General features: G+C 63.9%; 13 protein-coding genes and 2 pseudogenes. 3 read left to right on the top strand and 12 right to left on the bottom strand.

Annotation, left to right across the window (positions count from 1 at the left end):
• Complete coding sequence (gene ccoG, locus ACUXVX_RS02875; RefSeq protein WP_446310285.1) at positions 1-1,428, bottom strand: cytochrome c oxidase accessory protein CcoG; 1,428 nt, start codon at positions 1,426-1,428, stop codon at positions 1-3.
• Positions 1,429-1,716: 288 nt separating this feature from the next.
• On the bottom strand, positions 1,717-2,568 hold the full coding sequence (locus ACUXVX_RS02870) for a LysR family transcriptional regulator (RefSeq protein ID WP_446310284.1): 852 nt from the start codon (positions 2,566-2,568) through the stop codon (positions 1,717-1,719).
• A gap of 408 nt (positions 2,569-2,976) precedes the next feature.
• Between ACUXVX_RS02870 and ACUXVX_RS02865 the strand changes: the two genes are divergently transcribed.
• Entirely contained in the window at positions 2,977-3,615 is a 639-nt protein-coding gene (locus tag ACUXVX_RS02865; RefSeq protein WP_446310283.1) for a ZinT family metal-binding protein, read from the top strand.
• Positions 3,616-3,684: 69 nt separating this feature from the next.
• On the opposite strand, the gene ccoP is transcribed toward ACUXVX_RS02865, so the two are convergent.
• The 5 genes and pseudogenes from ccoP to ACUXVX_RS02840 form a co-directional block, all read right to left on the bottom strand.
• The gene (ccoP, locus tag ACUXVX_RS02860; protein ID WP_446310282.1) at positions 3,685-4,572 is read right to left on the bottom strand and encodes a cytochrome-c oxidase, cbb3-type subunit III; all 888 of its coding nucleotides are present in this window, start codon (positions 4,570-4,572) and stop codon (positions 3,685-3,687) included.
• Positions 4,569-4,760, bottom strand: a complete 192-nt coding sequence (locus ACUXVX_RS02855; protein WP_140012816.1) for a cbb3-type cytochrome c oxidase subunit 3 — start codon at positions 4,758-4,760, stop codon at positions 4,569-4,571. Before ACUXVX_RS02855 ends, ccoP begins: the two co-directional genes overlap by 4 nt.
• Before the next feature lie 15 nt (positions 4,761-4,775).
• Positions 4,776-5,504, bottom strand: a complete 729-nt coding sequence (gene ccoO / locus ACUXVX_RS02850; protein WP_222471172.1) for a cytochrome-c oxidase, cbb3-type subunit II — start codon at positions 5,502-5,504, stop codon at positions 4,776-4,778.
• A gap of 14 nt (positions 5,505-5,518) precedes the next feature.
• Positions 5,519-7,054, bottom strand: a pseudogene (gene ccoN / locus ACUXVX_RS02845) (cytochrome-c oxidase, cbb3-type subunit I); the annotation flags it as partial.
• A gap of 49 nt (positions 7,055-7,103) precedes the next feature.
• Positions 7,104-7,265 (bottom strand): annotated as a pseudogene (locus ACUXVX_RS02840) (cytochrome-c oxidase, cbb3-type subunit I); the annotation flags it as partial.
• A 394-nt stretch (positions 7,266-7,659) separates the two neighbouring features.
• On the opposite strand from ACUXVX_RS02840, the gene ACUXVX_RS02835 reads away from it, so the two are divergent.
• On the top strand, positions 7,660-8,511 hold the full coding sequence (locus tag ACUXVX_RS02835; protein ID WP_446311499.1) for a universal stress protein: 852 nt from the start codon (positions 7,660-7,662) through the stop codon (positions 8,509-8,511).
• A 72-nt stretch (positions 8,512-8,583) separates the two neighbouring features.
• On the opposite strand, the gene fnrL is transcribed toward ACUXVX_RS02835, so the two are convergent.
• Positions 8,584-9,333, bottom strand: a complete 750-nt coding sequence (fnrL, locus tag ACUXVX_RS02830; protein ID WP_222471174.1) for a transcriptional regulator FnrL — start codon at positions 9,331-9,333, stop codon at positions 8,584-8,586.
• A 59-nt stretch (positions 9,334-9,392) separates the two neighbouring features.
• On the opposite strand from fnrL, the gene hemN reads away from it, so the two are divergent.
• On the top strand, positions 9,393-10,745 hold the full coding sequence (gene hemN / locus ACUXVX_RS02825; protein WP_446310281.1) for an oxygen-independent coproporphyrinogen III oxidase: 1,353 nt from the start codon (positions 9,393-9,395) through the stop codon (positions 10,743-10,745).
• A gap of 6 nt (positions 10,746-10,751) precedes the next feature.
• Here the strand turns inward: hemN and ACUXVX_RS02820 are convergent, their stop codons facing one another.
• Genes ACUXVX_RS02820 through ACUXVX_RS02805 form a run of 4 tightly spaced genes read right to left on the bottom strand, consistent with a single transcriptional unit; the run spans position 10,752 to position 15,275 of the window.
• Positions 10,752-11,378, bottom strand: a complete 627-nt coding sequence (locus ACUXVX_RS02820; protein WP_446310280.1) for an HAD family hydrolase — start codon at positions 11,376-11,378, stop codon at positions 10,752-10,754.
• Positions 11,375-12,979, bottom strand: a complete 1,605-nt coding sequence (locus ACUXVX_RS02815) for an ABC transporter ATP-binding protein (protein ID WP_446310279.1) — start codon at positions 12,977-12,979, stop codon at positions 11,375-11,377. The genes ACUXVX_RS02820 and ACUXVX_RS02815 overlap by 4 nt, the downstream gene beginning before the upstream one ends.
• Positions 12,976-14,085: an ABC transporter permease gene (locus ACUXVX_RS02810; RefSeq protein WP_446311498.1), complete on the bottom strand. Its 1,110-nt coding sequence runs from the start codon at positions 14,083-14,085 to the stop codon at positions 12,976-12,978. The genes ACUXVX_RS02815 and ACUXVX_RS02810 overlap by 4 nt, the downstream gene beginning before the upstream one ends.
• 8 nt (positions 14,086-14,093) lie before the next feature.
• Complete coding sequence (locus tag ACUXVX_RS02805; RefSeq protein WP_446310278.1) at positions 14,094-15,275, bottom strand: microcin C ABC transporter permease YejB; 1,182 nt, start codon at positions 15,273-15,275, stop codon at positions 14,094-14,096.
• Positions 15,276-15,307: the final 32 nt, after the last annotated feature.

Genomic DNA, 15,307 nt, shown 5'->3' with positions numbered 1-15,307 from the left:
TCACTCTCCCCTTCCGTTGAATGTGCTGTCCTTGTGGACTCGGTCCCCATTGCTCAGGTCCTCCACCCAGAACCGGAACTCGGTGAGGTCGCCCTGCGCCGCCTCCGACCCCGCCGGGGCCAGCACGTGAACCCGTTGCAGCATGGTCTCATCGGCCGGCACCATGACCGAGCCATAGGGCGTGCCTTCGATCGCCACCCGCAGCGCCGGATCGCCGGTGATCGCGATGCCGAACCGCCGGTCTTCGCCGTGCTTGTTACGCAGGCGCAGCTCATAGGTATTGCGGATCGTCCCGTCCGAGAGGGTCACGTACACCGGGTTGCGTACCGGTGCGACGGTGAGGCTGATGTCGTCCCGGATGAACAGAGCGACGACGAGCGCGATGCCCACCAGCGACCAGAGCGCGGTATAAAGCATCGTCCGGGGCCGAAAGATGTGATGCCGCCACACGCTCTTTGCCGCGTTCCCGGTCGTCTCCCATTCCTCGTCAGAGATGGCGAGGTAGGCCACCAAGCCGCGCTTGCGGCCGAGCTTGTCCATCATCTCGTCGCAGGCGTCGATGCAAAGGCCGCAGGTGATGCACTCCATCTGTTGGCCGTTGCGAATGTCGATCCCCATCGGGCAGACGTTCACGCAGGCCATGCAATCCACGCAGTCCCCCGCGCTCGGATCGCGTGCCTTGCCGCGCGGCTCGCCGCGCCAATCGCGGTAGCCGATGGTCAGCGTGTTCTCGTCCATCATCGCGCCCTGAATGCGCGGCCACGGGCACATGTAGATGCAGACCTGCTCGCGCATGAACCCGCCGAACACGAAGGTCGTCGCCGTCAGAACGCCGATCGTGGTGTAGGCCACCGGATGAGCGCTCAGCGTCACGAGGTCGCGCAGTAGGGTCGGCGCATCGGTGAAGTAGAAGACCCAGGCCCCGCCGGTCGCGAGCGCGATGAGCAACCATGCAGCCCACTTGGTGGCGCGGAGCCTTGCTTTGCGCAGGTCCAGCTTTTTTTGCCGGTGCAGGCGGAGGCGGGCGTTGCGATCCCCCTCGATCCAGCGCTCGACGAGGATGAAGAGGTCCGTCCAGACCGTTTGCGGGCAGGCATAGCCGCACCAGACCCGCCCCAGCGCCGAGGTGAAGAGAAACAGCCCCAGCCCCGCCATGATCAGCAGGCCCGCGATGAAATAGAACTCATGCGGCCAGATCTCTATCCAGAAAAAAAAGAACCTGCGGTTGGCGAGGTCGACGAGCACGGCCTGGTCGGGCAGGTTGGGGCCACGGTCCCAACGGAGCCACGGGGTGAGGTAGTAGATCCCGAGGGTCACGATCATGATGACCCATTTCAGGTTGCGAAAGCTGCCCTTCACCCGGCGGGGAAAGATCGGCTCTCGCGCCGCATAGAGGCTCTTTGGTTCTTCCGGCTCGACCGTGCTCACGACTCACGCCCTTTCGCGCTTATATCCCGCATCATGAATGTCACCGGTGCGCCGGCGCGGCTTTGACCTGAATCAAAAGCTGACTCTGCACTGCGGATTTTCGCGCTGGGTTGAGGGAGGAGCAGATGCACTTTGGCCCCGACCCTTCCAAGGAAACGCGCGAACAGGAAGGAGGGCCGGGGCCTATCCGGACAAGCCGGAAGTGCGGAACCTTAGCGGAAGGGAGGGTGCCTTGGCTCGCTATGCCTTCCTTTTACGCCCCGCCCGACTCGGCGGCCTTGATCTGGGTCAATCGGCGGAGCTTTTTTGCGCCCGCAGCCACTTTTTCAACTTGGCCGCCGGCGGGCGGAGGGGGCCGGGGCGCGTGACGATGTGGTAGCCCTCATTCATCGTGTCGCGGCTGAAGAGCACCTTCAGCGTCCCCGCCGCGATATCTTCCTCGATCAGCGCCCGCGTCGTCGCAGCCAGCCCCTCGCCCCGCCTGGCCGCTTCGAGCACGAAGTTTCCAGGCAGGTGGCTGTGCAGCCGGGCGCGCGCCTCTGTTACCCCGTGGCTCGCCAGCCAGTCATCCACCTCGTTGGTACCCAATTCCTGTAGCCACGGCAGGTCGAGCAAATCTTGCGGCTCGGCAATCTTGCGACCTTCGACCAGTTCGGGCGCGGCAACGATCACATACTCCGACGGCACGAGGAGTTCGGTTTCCACGCCCGGCCAGTTTCCCGCGCCGTGTCGGATGGCAATATCCACCCCGCCCGGCGTGAGTGGCACGAGGTGGGGCGATGGATTGAGCATCAGTTCCACTTCGGGAAAGCGCTGGCGAAACCCGGCCAGCCGCGGCATGAGCCAGTAGGCGGCAAACATCGGCGTGGTCGTGATCTGCACCGGGCGGCCCTCGCCCTGCCCGGTGATCCGCGCGACCGCATCTCCGATCAGTGCAAAGCCACCGCTGACTGCCGCGCCAAGCTCTTCTCCGGCATCCGTAAGCTGCACTGACCGGCCTCTACGCTCGACCAACGCCACGCCAAGATGCGCCTCAAGGGCCCGGATCTGCTGGCTGATCGCCGCGTGCGTCACGCCCAATGCGGCCCCCGCAGCGGTGACAGAGCCAGCCTCCGCCAAGGCGGCGAAGGCGCGAAGCATGGCTGGGGGCGGGAGGTCTCTGAGCGGCATTTGTAAGCATGTCTAACATCTGACTTTCTATTAAGCTCGCGTGAAGTGCCAATAAGGTCAATAACAGTGGGACAACCGGCGCAGAAAGGAGGCGCGATATGTTCAACATTCTTTCAAAGGCCTTCTTCACGGCCACCCGGACTGGCGAGAGCCCAAAGGCATCTGCCCGTCCCACCGCTCCCTGGCGGAACATGCTCCCGCGGCTCACTGCGTTCCCCGACGCCTGAATGTGAGCTGCACTGGCACGCAAGAGAGCTGCATCGGCGGAACGGTGCGGCTCTCTTCGCGTTTCTACGGTCCGGTTGCAGACCGCCGGGGTCCTGCGGTATGCGATGATAGTTATGTTATAACATCACGAATCATCCCGAAGGACACACCATGCAATTCAACCTCCTCGGCGCGGCATTCGCCGGCCTCCTCCTCGCGGCCCCTGCCTGGTCGGAGACCAAACACGACCACGATCACAGCCATGATGCTGAAGCCGAGCAAATCTACAAAGGCTACTTTGAAGACAGCCAGATTGCCGATCGCCCGCTCTCCGACTGGGCGGGCGACTGGCAGTCGGTCTACCCGCTGCTCACCTCGGGCAAGCTCGACGCCGTGATGCAGCACAAGGCGGAGAACGGCGACAAGACCGCCGAAGAATATCAGGCCTATTACGAGGTGGGATATGCCACCGATGTGGACCGGATCGTGATCGACGGTGACACCGTCACCTTCCACGGCGAGAACGGCCCGCTTCAGGCGCGCTACACCTACGACGGTTACGAGATCCTGAACTACGAAAAGGGCAATCGCGGCGTCCGGTTCGTCTTCGCCAAGACCGAAGGCGATGCCGGGGCGCCCGGGTTCTTCCAGTTTTCCGACCACAAGATCGCACCCGGCAAGGCCGATCACTACCACCTCTACTGGGGCGATGACCGGGCCGCGCTACTCGAAGAACTCACCAACTGGCCCACCTACTACCCCTCCTCGCTCTCTTCCGAGGACGTGGTGCATGAGATGACGGCTCACTGATCGCCATAAAAATCTGAAGGGCCGCCCCGATCTCCCGGGGCGGCCCTCTCTGCGGCTATCCCGCGCGTGTTATTCGGCAGCTGCCTCGCCACCTCCAAGCCCGTGGACATAGGCAGCAACCGCGCGAATCTCGGCCTCGCTCAACCGGGTGTTCCAGTTGGGCATCACACCAAAGCGGGCGTTGCTCACCGAGTCCATCACGTCGGCATAGCTGCTGCCGTAGAGCCAGATCGCGTCACTGAGGTTCGGCGCACCCTGCTCGCGGTCGCCCTCGGCGGCCTCGCCGTGGCAGGCGGCGCAGTTGTCTTCAAACACGACCTTGCCGGCCTCCACCTTGGAAGCATCCTGTGGCGCGCCGGAGAGTGACATCACGTAGTTCACCACTTGCTCAATTTCCTCTGTCTCGAGCAGTTCGTCGGTGCCGAAACGCGGCATCTCCGAGTAGCGGGCCTCACCATCCGGGTCGTCCTCGTTCCGGATGCCGTGGGTCACGGTGAAGTGGATCGCCTCCATGTCGCCGCCCCAGAGCCAATCATCATCGAGCAGGTTCGGGTATCCCTTGGCCCCCGCGGCGCCCGAACCGTGGCATTGGGCGCACCAAGTGCGGAAGACGGCCCCACCGGCATTCTGGGCAAAACTGGCAAGCTCCGGGTCGGTGCTGATCTGGTTCAGATCGGCCTCAACCAGCCGTTGCCGCATGCCCTCATTGGCCGCGTCGAAGCTGTCGATCTCGGCCTGCACTTCGGCGCGGGTCGAATACCCCAAAATCCCTTCCGTCGCGCCCTTCACGAGGGGCCACGCCGGATAGGCGATGGTGTAGCCGATGCCCCAGACAATGGTGGCGTAAAAGGTCCAGAGCCACCAGCGCGGCATCGGGTTGTCGTATTCCTGAATCCCGTCCCAAGTGTGGCCGGTCGTCGGAATGTCCTTCTCGGGCGTCGTCGGTTTCTTGCTCATTGTTTCGCCTCCTCGAGGCCCTCGCCCGCAGGCGTCTTTTCGTTCCGGAAGATCAGGTTGGCGCTCTCCTCATGGTCCTTTCGGCTGCCGGGTCGGAAGGCCCAGACCACGACACCAAGGAAGAAGACGAACATGGCAAGCAGCACCCAGCTGTCGGCCAGTTCACGCATCCACGAATAGGTATCCATTGCGCGCGCCCTCCCTTACCGGCTCTCGTCGGGCTGGAAGGTGGAAAAATCCACCATCGTCCCGAGCACCTGAAGATAGGCCACCAGCGCATCCATCTCAGTGAGCTGCGCCTGCCCATCGAAGTTGCGCACCTGCGCAGAGTCGCCGTAGCGCTCGATCAGCCCGTCATAGTCACTGTCGGGGTCGGCCTGCGCCGCAAAGTCCGCCGCCGCAGCTTCGAGCATCTCATCAGTGTAGGGCACGCCGACCATGCGGTGCGTGGCCATCAGCTCGCCCACATGTTCGCCCTCGATGGGCCGGTCGAGCAGGTAGCCGTACTTCGGCATCACGCTCTCGGGCACCACGCTCTGCGGGTCGATCAGGTGATCCACGTGCCACTCGTCGGAGTAGCGTCCACCGACGCGGGCCAAATCCGGCCCGGTGCGCTTGGAACCCCATTGGAACGGATGGTCGTATTTCGACTCCGCCGCAAGGGAGTAGTGGCCGTAGCGCTCCACCTCATCGCGCATCGGGCGGATCATCTGGCTATGGCACACATAGCAGCCCTCGCGGATGTAAATGTCGCGCCCGGTCAGCTCCAGCGGCGAGTAGGGCCGCACCCCCTCCACATCCTCGATGGTGTTATCGAGGTAGAAGAGCGGGGCGATCTCCACGATGCCACCCACGGTGACAACGAGGAAGGAGCCCACCAGCAGCAGCGTGGCGTTGGTTTCTAGGATTTTGTGCTTGTCGAGAAGTGCCATTGCTCCGGCCCTCCTTATTCAGCGGCGACGGCGGCGGCAGCGGCAGGCATGCGAGCCTCACCCTTCCGCACCGTCATCCACAGGTTCCAGGCCATGATCAGCGCACCGGCAAGGTAGAGCACCCCGCCCAGAGCCCGGACCACATACATCGGGAATTTCGCGCTCACCGTGTCGGCGAAGGCATTCACCAGGAAGCCGTTGGCATCCACTTCACGCCACATCAGGCCCTCCATGATCCCGGTCACCCACATCGAGGAGGCGTAGAGAACGATCCCGATGGTCGCGAGCCAGAAGTGCCAGTTGACCGCGGGCAGGCTGTAGAGCTTGGCCCGGTTCCACAGGCGCGGCACGAGGAAGTACAGCGCCCCGAAGGTGATCATCCCGTTCCAGCCGAGCGCACCGGAATGCACATGGCCGATGGTCCAGTCGGTGTAGTGGCTGAGACTGTTGACCGCGCGGATCGACATCATAGGCCCTTCGAAGGTCGACATGCCGTAAAAGCCGATGGAGACGATCATCATGCGAATGATCGGATCGGTTCGCAGCTTGTCCCATGCGCCCGAAAGCGTCATCAGGCCGTTGATCATCCCACCCCAGCTGGGCATCCAGAGCACGATCGAAAACACCATGCCCAGCGTCGAGGCCCAGTCGGGCAGCGCGGTGTAGTGCAGGTGGTGCGGACCGGCCCAGATGTAGAGGAAGATCAGCGCCCAGAAGTGGATAATGCTGAGCTTGTAGGAATAGACGGGCCGCTCGGCCTGCTTGGGCACGAAGTAGTACATCATCCCGAGGAAACCGGCGGTCAGGAAGAAGCCCACCGCGTTGTGGCCATACCACCACTGAGTCATGGCATCCTGCACCCCGGCAAACACCTGCACCGACTTGGAGCCGAAGATGCTGACCGGTATGCTCAGGTTGTTGACCACATGAAGCAGGGCCACGGTGACGATGAAGCTCAGGAAGAACCAGTTCGCCACGTAGATGTGCTTTTCTTTCCGGGTCATGATCGTGCCTAGGAACACGAACAGATAGGCCACCCAGACAAGCGTGAGCCAGAGGTCCACGTACCACTCCGGCTCGGCGTATTCCTTGCTCTGCGTCGCGCCCAGCAGGTAGCCGGTGGCGGCCAGAACGATGAACAGGTTGTAGCCCCAGAATACGAACCACGCGAGGTTGCCGCCCCACAGCCGCGCCGCACTGGTGCGCTGCACGATGTAGAAACTCGTTGCGATCAGGGCATTGCCCCCAAAGGCAAAGATCACCGCCGAGGTGTGCAGCGGGCGCAGCCGCCCGAAGTTGCCGATGCCGTCACCGAGCAGGTGAAAGTTCAACTGCGGGAAGGCGAGCTGAAAGGCGATGAAGGTGCCAACCAGAAAGCCGACAACGCCCCAAAAGGCCGTGGCGACCACGCCGTACCGCACCACCCCGTCCATATAGCCCTCCGCGTTCATGGCAGGCGCCGGTTTTTCCTCCCAGGTGGTGCGCACCGCCCAGATGAACATCCCCGCCGCAACGGCGAAGATGATCAGAGCGTGCACCATATAGGCCAGCAGTTGCGATCAGGGCATTGCCCCCAAAGGCAAAGATCACCGCCGAGGTGTGCAGCGGGCGCAGCCGCCCGAAGTTGCCGATGCCGTCACCGAGCAGGTGAAAGTTCAACTGCGGGAAGGCGAGCTGAAAGGCGATGAAGGTGCCAACCAGAAAGCCGACAACGCCCCAAAAGGCCGTGGCGACCACGCCGTACCGCACCACCCCGTCCATATAGCCCTCCGCGTTCATGGCAGGCGCCGGTTTTTCCTCCCAGGTGGTGCGCACCGCCCAGATGAACATCCCCGCCGCAACGGCGAAGATGATCAGAGCGTGCACCATATAGGCCAGGTCGCGTGCATAGTTCGCAGCAATCGCCGCGAGCAACGCGATCAGGCCGAACAGCACGATCTTCACGTAGTCCCACATGACGTTTCCCTTCTTTGTCCTCACGCGGGCCACAGCGGGAATCCCCCCGGCACGGGCCTGCGAATTGAGGGCAAACTCTTCTGAAATGGGCGGTGCGTCCTTGATTCAGGTCAATTTCCGCGCGCGCCGTTTGCGGCACTCTCCAAGCAGCAACATGGCGGCCATGTCTGCCCTTCAGTCGCGTGAGGAAATGACGATGATGGACCCGAAAACGATACTCGCCCCCCTGCTCGAACCGCTCTCTGAGTGCGCACCGCATGCTCTGGCCCTCGGCCACGCCGAGGCGCTGGCCGATGCCTTCGAAGCGCATCTCGAGGTGATCGGAATCGGCTGCGACCGTACCCAGATCGGCTATTATTACGCAGGCGCCACCGCGGTCGTGCAGCAGGAAACCTACAACGAGGCCCGTGCGGCCGCCGAGCAGATCGAGGCCTCCGCGCGCGCACACCTCAAAGCCTCACTCCTGCGCTGGTCGGTCGAGAGTGCCGTGGGCCAGATGGGGGTCCTCGCGGGCCTGATCACCTCGCGCGCCCGCTTTGCCGATCTGGTGGTGATGCCCGCTCCCTACGGCAGCGGCAAAGGCCCGGAGTATGAGATCGCGTTGGAAGCCGCCCTGTTTGACAGCCACGCGCCAGTGATGGTCGTACCTGAAGCCGTGGCAGCGCCGGTGCGCCCGCGCCGAGCCGTGCTGGCCTGGAACCAGAGTCCCGAGGCGCTCGCCGCCATCCGCCGGGCCATGCCGCTGCTGGCTGGCTCTGATCTGGTCAACATCGCCATTATCGACCCGCCGCGCCACGGCCCCGAACGCTCTGATCCGGGCGGCGCGCTGAGCCAGATGCTCACCCGCCACGGGCTGCGCTGCGAAATCTCGGTGTTGTCGCGCACCATGCCCAAGGTGTCAGACGTGCTCTCCCGCCATGTGGCGGACTTCGGGGCAGACATGCTGGTGATGGGCGCCTACGGACACTCCCGCTTCCGCGAGGCCATCCTCGGCGGGGCCACTCGTGACGTGCTGGAAGAGCCGCCGGTGCCGGTGTTCATGGCGCGGTGAATCTCGTGCCCATTGCTAAATTGAATCCTACCCCGCAACTGATCAGAGGGGTGGTAGGCCTAACGGCCCGGCTCAGGCCATCAGCCCGCCGTCCGAATCGTCCCCGGTCTCGGCAAGCAGCGCATCGTAGCTCGGCACCCTTACACGGCGCTTGCCTTCGAGTGCGATGATCCCGTCTTTCTTCAGCGCCGAGACCTGACGGCTCACGGTTTCAAGCGTCAAGCCGAGATAGTCGGCCATCGCCTCGCGGGTGAGCGGCAGATCAAACACCATCTCGTCGCCCACCGGCCCACCAAGGCCCAGCGAGGCATCCCGCCGCCCGATGATGGAAAGCAGGCTCGCAATCTTCTCCCGCGCCGTCTTCCGGCCGAGGATCAGCATCCACTCCCGCGCCGCATCCAATTCATCCAGCGTCATCTGCAAGAGCCGCTGGGCAACATGCGGGGTGGTCTCCATCAGGTGCTCAAACGGCTTCCGGCGAAAACAGCACATGGTCAGGTCGGTCACCGCCGTCACATCATAGGCCGCCTGCTCGCGGCCCGGACGGCCAACAAAATCCGACGGCAGCAGCAGGCCGACCATCTGCGTGCGCCCGTCTTCCATCGTCTGGCTCAGCGTGGCCACGCCGCTGACGATGGAGCCGACAAAATCCATGTGATCACCCGACCAGATCAGCGTCTGCCCCGGCTCGAAGCTGCGGTAATACTTGATCTCTTCCAGCCGCGCGAGCTCGTCATCGTCGCAACGGGCGCACACCGCACGGTGGCGGATCGGGCAGGAGCCGCAGTCGTGTGACGTGAACTGGATGTCGAGGACGGCCATTTTGTACCTGTTGATCTGGGTCAAGGCACCCCGGTGCCTCAGGGCCGTAATCTAGGCCAATGGAAACCACCGCACAACTTGCCCGCCACGGCCTCTTTGACGCACGTGTGCCCCGCTACACCAGCTACCCGACCGCCCCGCATTTTGCCGGAGGCGTTGATGGCACCCGCTTTACCAACTGGCTCCGCGCGATCCCCGAGAACGGTCAGATCTCGCTCTACATTCATGTGCCATTCTGCCGCCGACTCTGCTGGTTCTGCGCCTGCCGCACGCAGGGCACATCCTCCGCCGAGCCAGTGCGGGCCTATCTCGAGGTGCTGAAAACCGAAATCGCCATGCTGGGCCGTCACCTTGCGCCCGGCGTGCGGCTGAGCCGGATGCATTGGGGCGGCGGCACGCCCACCCTGATGGACGCCGGTCAAATGACCGAGTTGGCCGAGGCGGTTGAAACCGTGGTGCCGATGGCACCCGGCGCGGAGTTCTCGGTCGAGATCGACCCGAACGAAATCGACGATGCCCGCCTCGATGCGCTGGCCGCAGCAGGTATGACCCGCGCCTCCATCGGCGTGCAGGATTTCGACCCCGAGATTCAAAAGGTCATCGGCCGCGACCAGAGCTATGAGCTGACGGCCCGCGCCGTCGAGATGATCCGCGCGCGCGGGATCGAGAGCCTGAACGCCGATATCCTCTTCGGCCTGCCGCACCAGTCTGACGAACGCATGGCCAGCTCGGTGCAAAAGCTGCTCTCGCTCTCGCCAGACCGTGTGGCGCTCTATGGCTACGCTCACGTTCCGTGGATGGCCAAGCGCCAGTCGCTGCTGCCGACCGATGCGCTGCCCACGCCGGAACAGCGCCTGGCCCTCTTCGAGACCGCCCGGCGCCTGTTCTGCTGGGATGGCTACGACGAAATCGGAATCGACCATTTCGCCCGCCCCGGCGATGGCCTCGCCCGTGCGCTGGCCGAGGGCCGGCTGCGCCGCAACTTCCAAGGCTACACCGATGATACCGCCACCGCGCTCGTCGGACTTGGGGCCTCGGCGATCTCTCGCTTCCCACAGGGCTACGCGCAAAACGCCTCCGCCACCTCTGCCTACATCCGCGATGTGCGCGAGGGCCGCTTCGCCACCGCCCGCGGCCACAACTTCTCGCAGGAAGACCTCTGGCGCGGCCGGATGATCGAGCAGCTGATGTGCGAGTTCCGCTGCGATATCGACCAGATCACCGCCGTAGGGGCACGCCCCGATTGGGTGCGCAGCGTGCTTTCGGGCATCGCCGCCCGCTTCAGCGGGGTGGTCATCCAGTCCTCCACCGGCATCCAGATTCCGCCCGAGGCACGCCCGCTCACACGGGTCATCGCACGGGCCGCAGATGCCTACGACTTGTCCCGCGCGGGCCACAGCTCGGCCATCTGAGCCGCCTCATCCACCCGGCGAGGCATCTTCTCCCGCGATCACGGCAGCAAGCCGCCCGCGCGTTTCGGGCGTGAAGTGGAAGGCCTGCCAGCCCAGCGTGCGGGCGGCTTGCACATTGGCGAGGGTGTCATCGACGAAAAGGCACTCTGCCGGTGGCACAGAGAGTGCTTCACTCACCGCTTGGAAAAATCCCGCCTCCGGCTTGCCCAACCCCAACTCGCCCGAACAGAACAACCCATCGACCCGTAGCATCCAATCGGTCTGCTCACGAATGTACGCCGCACGTCGCGCCTCGTTGTTGGTGGCGATCACCTGCGCCATGCCGTCGGCCTTGAGCCGGGCCAACAGCACTTGCATCTCCTCATCCGGGTTGTCGTCGCGCTTGAACCAGTAGTCGATCAACGCCTCGGCTCCCGGCGCATGGCCCACCGCCTCGCACCAGCCACGCACCCGGTCGGCGAGGTCTTCACGCCCCTCGATCACCTCACGAAAGCCTTCTCCGAATATCGCACGCTGAAACCCGGCAAGGCTCTGCCCGGTGTCGCGCTCGAAGTTCTCTGCCCAGAGAAACCGCCCGTCCTCGACGCAGCGGTTCAGCACCCCGTCGAAATCCCACGCGATGGCGCGGATCACGCGTCGCCCGCGCCCGGAAGGTCGAAGGCCGCATCCATGAGCGTGCGGGTGTACTCAGTCTTGGGCGCGCCGAAGACCTCTGCCGCAGGCCCGGCCTCCACCACATCGCCCTGGCGCATCACCATGACCTTGTGGCTGAGCGCCCGCACCACCCGCAGGTCGTGACTGATGAAGAGATAGGCCAGCCCGTACTTCTGCTGAAGGTCGCGCAGCAGGTCGACGATCTGCACCTGCACCGTCATGTCGAGCGCCGAGGTCGGCTCATCGAGCACCACCAGCCGAGGTCGGAGGATCATCGCGCGCGCAATCGCGATCCGCTGCCGCTGACCACCCGAGAACTCGTGCGGATAGCGGTCCATCACCGAGGGTTCGAGCCCGACCTCGGTGAGCATCTGGGCCACCAGCTCGCGCGGATTCTGGCCTTTCTCGACCCCGTGCACGCCCAGCCCCTCGGCCACGATCTGCGCCACCGTCAGGCGCGGGCTGAGGCTGCCGAAGGGGTCCTGAAACACGATCTGCATATGCCGCCGCAGCTCGCGCATCTGGCGGGTCTTCCAGCCTTGGATATTGTCGCCAAGGTAATAGATCGGCCCCTGCGACCGGATGAGCCGCATGATCGCCAGCGCCAGCGTTGTCTTGCCCGAGCCGCTCTCGCCCACGATCCCCACGGTCTCGCCCGCCCTCACGCTGAGGCTGGCGGCGTTCACCGCCTTCACATGGCCCACGGTGCGCTTGAGCAGCCCGGCCTGAATCGGGAACCAGATGCGCAGGTCTTCGGTGCGCACGATTTCCTCCGCCCCGGCGGCAATTTCCGGCGGCCCGCCTTGCGGCGCGGCGCCGAGCAACTTCTTGGTGTAGTCGTGCTGCGGATTGCCGAAAATCTCCTGCGTCGGCCCGGCCTCAACGATCTCGCCGTCCTTCATCACGCAGACACGATCGGCAATCGCCTGCACGATCCCGAGGTCGTGGGTGATGAACAGCAGGCTCATCTGCCGCTTCTGCTTCAGCTCCGCCAGCAGATCGAGGATCTGGGCCTGAATGGTCACGTCGAGCGCGGTGGTCGGCTCGTCGGCGATCAGCAGGTCGGGGTTGTTGGCCAGCGCCATGGCAATCATCACCCGCTGCCGCTGCCCGCCCGAAAGCTGGTGCGGATAGGCGCCAAGGCGGCTTTCCGGGTCGTGGATGCCCACGTCTTCCAACAGCTCCACGATCCGCCCGCGCGCCTCGCTGCGCTTGATGCCCTGGTGCAGTTCGAGGCTCTCGGCCAGCTGCTTTTCCAGCGTGTGCAGCGGGTTGAGCGAGGTCATCGGCTCCTGAAAGATGAAGGAGATGTCGTTGCCGCGCACCTCCATCAGCTTCTGCTCGTCCGCGCCCACCATCTGCTGGCCCCTGTAGCGCACCGAGCCTTCCACCCGGGCGCTATCACCGAGGAGGCTCACAGTTGAAAGCGCGGTCACCGACTTGCCCGAGCCACTCTCGCCCACCAGCGCCACCGTCTCGCCCTTGCCGACGGTAAAGCTCACGCCTTTCACGGCATGGGTCGTCTCGCCATCCTGCCGGAACGAGACCTTCAGCCCGTCGACCTCAAGCACCGCGCTCACGAGAACACCTTCCGTGGGTCGAAGGCATCGCGCACGCCTTCGAACACGAAGACCAGCAGCGAGAGCATAATGGCGAAGGTGAAGAAGGCAGTGAAGGCGAGCCACGGTGCCTGCAGGTTCTGCTTGGCTTGCAGGGTCAGCTCCCCGAGCGAGGGTGCCGAGGAGGGCAGGCCGTAGCCGAGGAAGTCGAGCGTGGCGAGCCCGCCGATGGTGCCGGTGATGATGAAGGGCATGAGCGTGAGCGTGGCGACCATTGCGTTGGGCAGGATGTGGCGGAACATGATCGTGCTGTCGGAAACCCCAAGCGCCTTGGCCGCGCGGACATATTCGAAGTTGCGCGCGCGGAGGAACTCGGCCCGCACCACGCCCGTGAGGGCCGGCCAGCCGAAGAGGACCGTGAGGAAGACCAGCAGCCAGAAACTTCGCCCGAAGATGGCGAACATGATGATGATTACGTAGAGCCCTGGTATGCCGCCCCAGATCTCCAGCATCCGCTGAAAGAACAGGTCCACCCAGCCTCCGAAATAGCCCATCGCCGCCCCGGCCGCGATGCCGATGACCGAGGCGACGACCGTGACGATAAGGGTAAACAGCACCGAAAGGCGGAAGCCGTAGATCACCCGCGCCAGCACATCGCGGCTGCCGTCATCGGTGCCGAGCCAGTGGTTGCGGTCTGGCGCCGAGGGGGCCGCGCCGACGATATCGTCGTTGGGCGTGTTGAACGAATAGGGGATCGGTGGCCAAAGCGCCCAGCCTTGTTCGATCTGCTCCCCGTCCACCACGCCATCAGCGGCGTCTTCATACACCGCTTCGGGATCGTCGAAGCAGGCGTCCAGCCCGCCGGAGCGGATCAGGCAGCGCACCTCGATGTCGCGATACTTGGCCTCTGTCCGGAAGTCGCCGCCGAAGTCCTGCTCGGAGTAGAAGGTGCGGATCGGCATGTAATACTCGCCCCGATACTGCACGAGGATCGGCTTATCGTTGGCGAGGAACTCGGCAAAGAGGCTGAGGCCAAAGAGCAGGCTAAACAGGATCAGCGACCAGAAGGCACGACGGTTCTTCTTGAAGTTCCGCCAGCGGCGTTTGCCGAGCGGTCCGAGTTTGATCAAAGCCATCAGCCCGCCCTCCGCTCAAAGTCGATCCGCGGGTCGACGAAGACATACATTAGATCGCTCAGGATATTCACCAGCAGGCCGATCAGCCCGAAGACGAAGAGCGTGCCGAAGACGACTGGATAATCTCTGTCGACCACGCTCTCAAAGCCAAGCCGCCCGAGCCCGTCGAGCGAGAACAGCCACTCGATCACGAGGGACGAGCCGAAGAACACGCCAAGGAATGCGCCCGGGAAGCCAGCGATCACGATCAGCATGGCGTTGCGGAAGACATGGCCATAAAGCACCTTGCTCTCGCTCAGGCCCTTGGCGCGCGCGGTGATCACATACTGCTTTTTGATCTCGTCGAGGAAACTGTTCTTGGTCAGCAGGGTCAGCGAGGCAAAGCCGGCGATGGAGCTGGCAAGCACCGGCAGGAAGATGTGCCAGAGGTAATCCAGCGCCTTGCCCCAGAGGCTGAGATCTTCCCAGATTGCCGAGGGCGAGGTGAGGCCGCGCAGGGGGAAGATCTTCCAGTACGACCCACCGGCGAAAAGCACCAGCAGCAGGATCGCAAAGATGAACCCGGGGATCGCATAGGCTGCCACGATCACGCCCGATGACCACGTGTCGAACCGGGAGCCGTCGCGCACGGCCTTGCGGATGCCCAGCGGGATCGAGATGAGATAGGCGATGAGCGTCGACCAGAGGCCGAGGGTGATCGAAACAGGCATCTTCTCGATCACTAGGCTCACCACCGACTTCGATTTGAAGTAGCTCTCGCCGAAATCGAAGGTCACATACTGGCCCATCATGATGAAGAAGCGCTCGGCAATGCCGATATCTTCCTTGGCGCAGGCCTCTGCGCTCAGGTCGCGGTGGGTGATCTCCTCTCCGTTGCGCGGCTCGTAGCCCTCTTCGCAGACCACGCGGGCAAAGCCCATCTGCACTTCGAGCTGGGCCAGAAATTCGGGCGAAAGGCCACGGGCGCCCTGATAGCGCTCATCCACGCTTTCGCTCTGCTGCTGTCCGGCATCGGCGCCGCCCGTCACGTTGTCACCCGCGCCCTCGCCCTGCTCGACCCTCGCGATTACGGCCTCGATCGGGCCGCCGGGGACGAATTGGGTGAGGACGAAGTTCACCAGCATGATCCCGAACAGCGTCGGGATGATGAGCAGGAGCCGCCTGAGGATATATGCGCTCATCTAGAGCCTTTTCGCCTGTCTTATCGTTCTTG

This window comes from Vannielia sp. SX4, assembly GCF_052828525.1.
The sequence above is the reverse complement of the archived record's forward strand: the minus strand, read 5'-3'. Positions and strand labels throughout refer to the sequence as shown.

Coding starts and splice junctions, on each gene's coding strand:
- ccoP (WP_446310282.1), bottom strand. CDS start 4,572: ATGAGCAAGAAACCGACGACGCCCGAGAAGGACATTCCGACGACCGGC.
- ACUXVX_RS02870 (WP_446310284.1), bottom strand. CDS start 2,568: ATGCTTCGCGCCTTCGCCGCCTTGGCGGAGGCTGGCTCTGTCACCGCT.
- hemN (WP_446310281.1), top strand. CDS start 9,393: ATGGAAACCACCGCACAACTTGCCCGCCACGGCCTCTTTGACGCACGT.
- fnrL (WP_222471174.1), bottom strand. CDS start 9,333: ATGGCCGTCCTCGACATCCAGTTCACGTCACACGACTGCGGCTCCTGC.
- ACUXVX_RS02805 (WP_446310278.1), bottom strand. CDS start 15,275: ATGAGCGCATATATCCTCAGGCGGCTCCTGCTCATCATCCCGACGCTG.
- ACUXVX_RS02855 (WP_140012816.1), bottom strand. CDS start 4,760: ATGGATACCTATTCGTGGATGCGTGAACTGGCCGACAGCTGGGTGCTG.
- ccoO (WP_222471172.1), bottom strand. CDS start 5,504: ATGGCACTTCTCGACAAGCACAAAATCCTAGAAACCAACGCCACGCTG.
- ACUXVX_RS02865 (WP_446310283.1), top strand. CDS start 2,977: ATGCAATTCAACCTCCTCGGCGCGGCATTCGCCGGCCTCCTCCTCGCG.
- ACUXVX_RS02835 (WP_446311499.1), top strand. CDS start 7,660: ATGGACCCGAAAACGATACTCGCCCCCCTGCTCGAACCGCTCTCTGAG.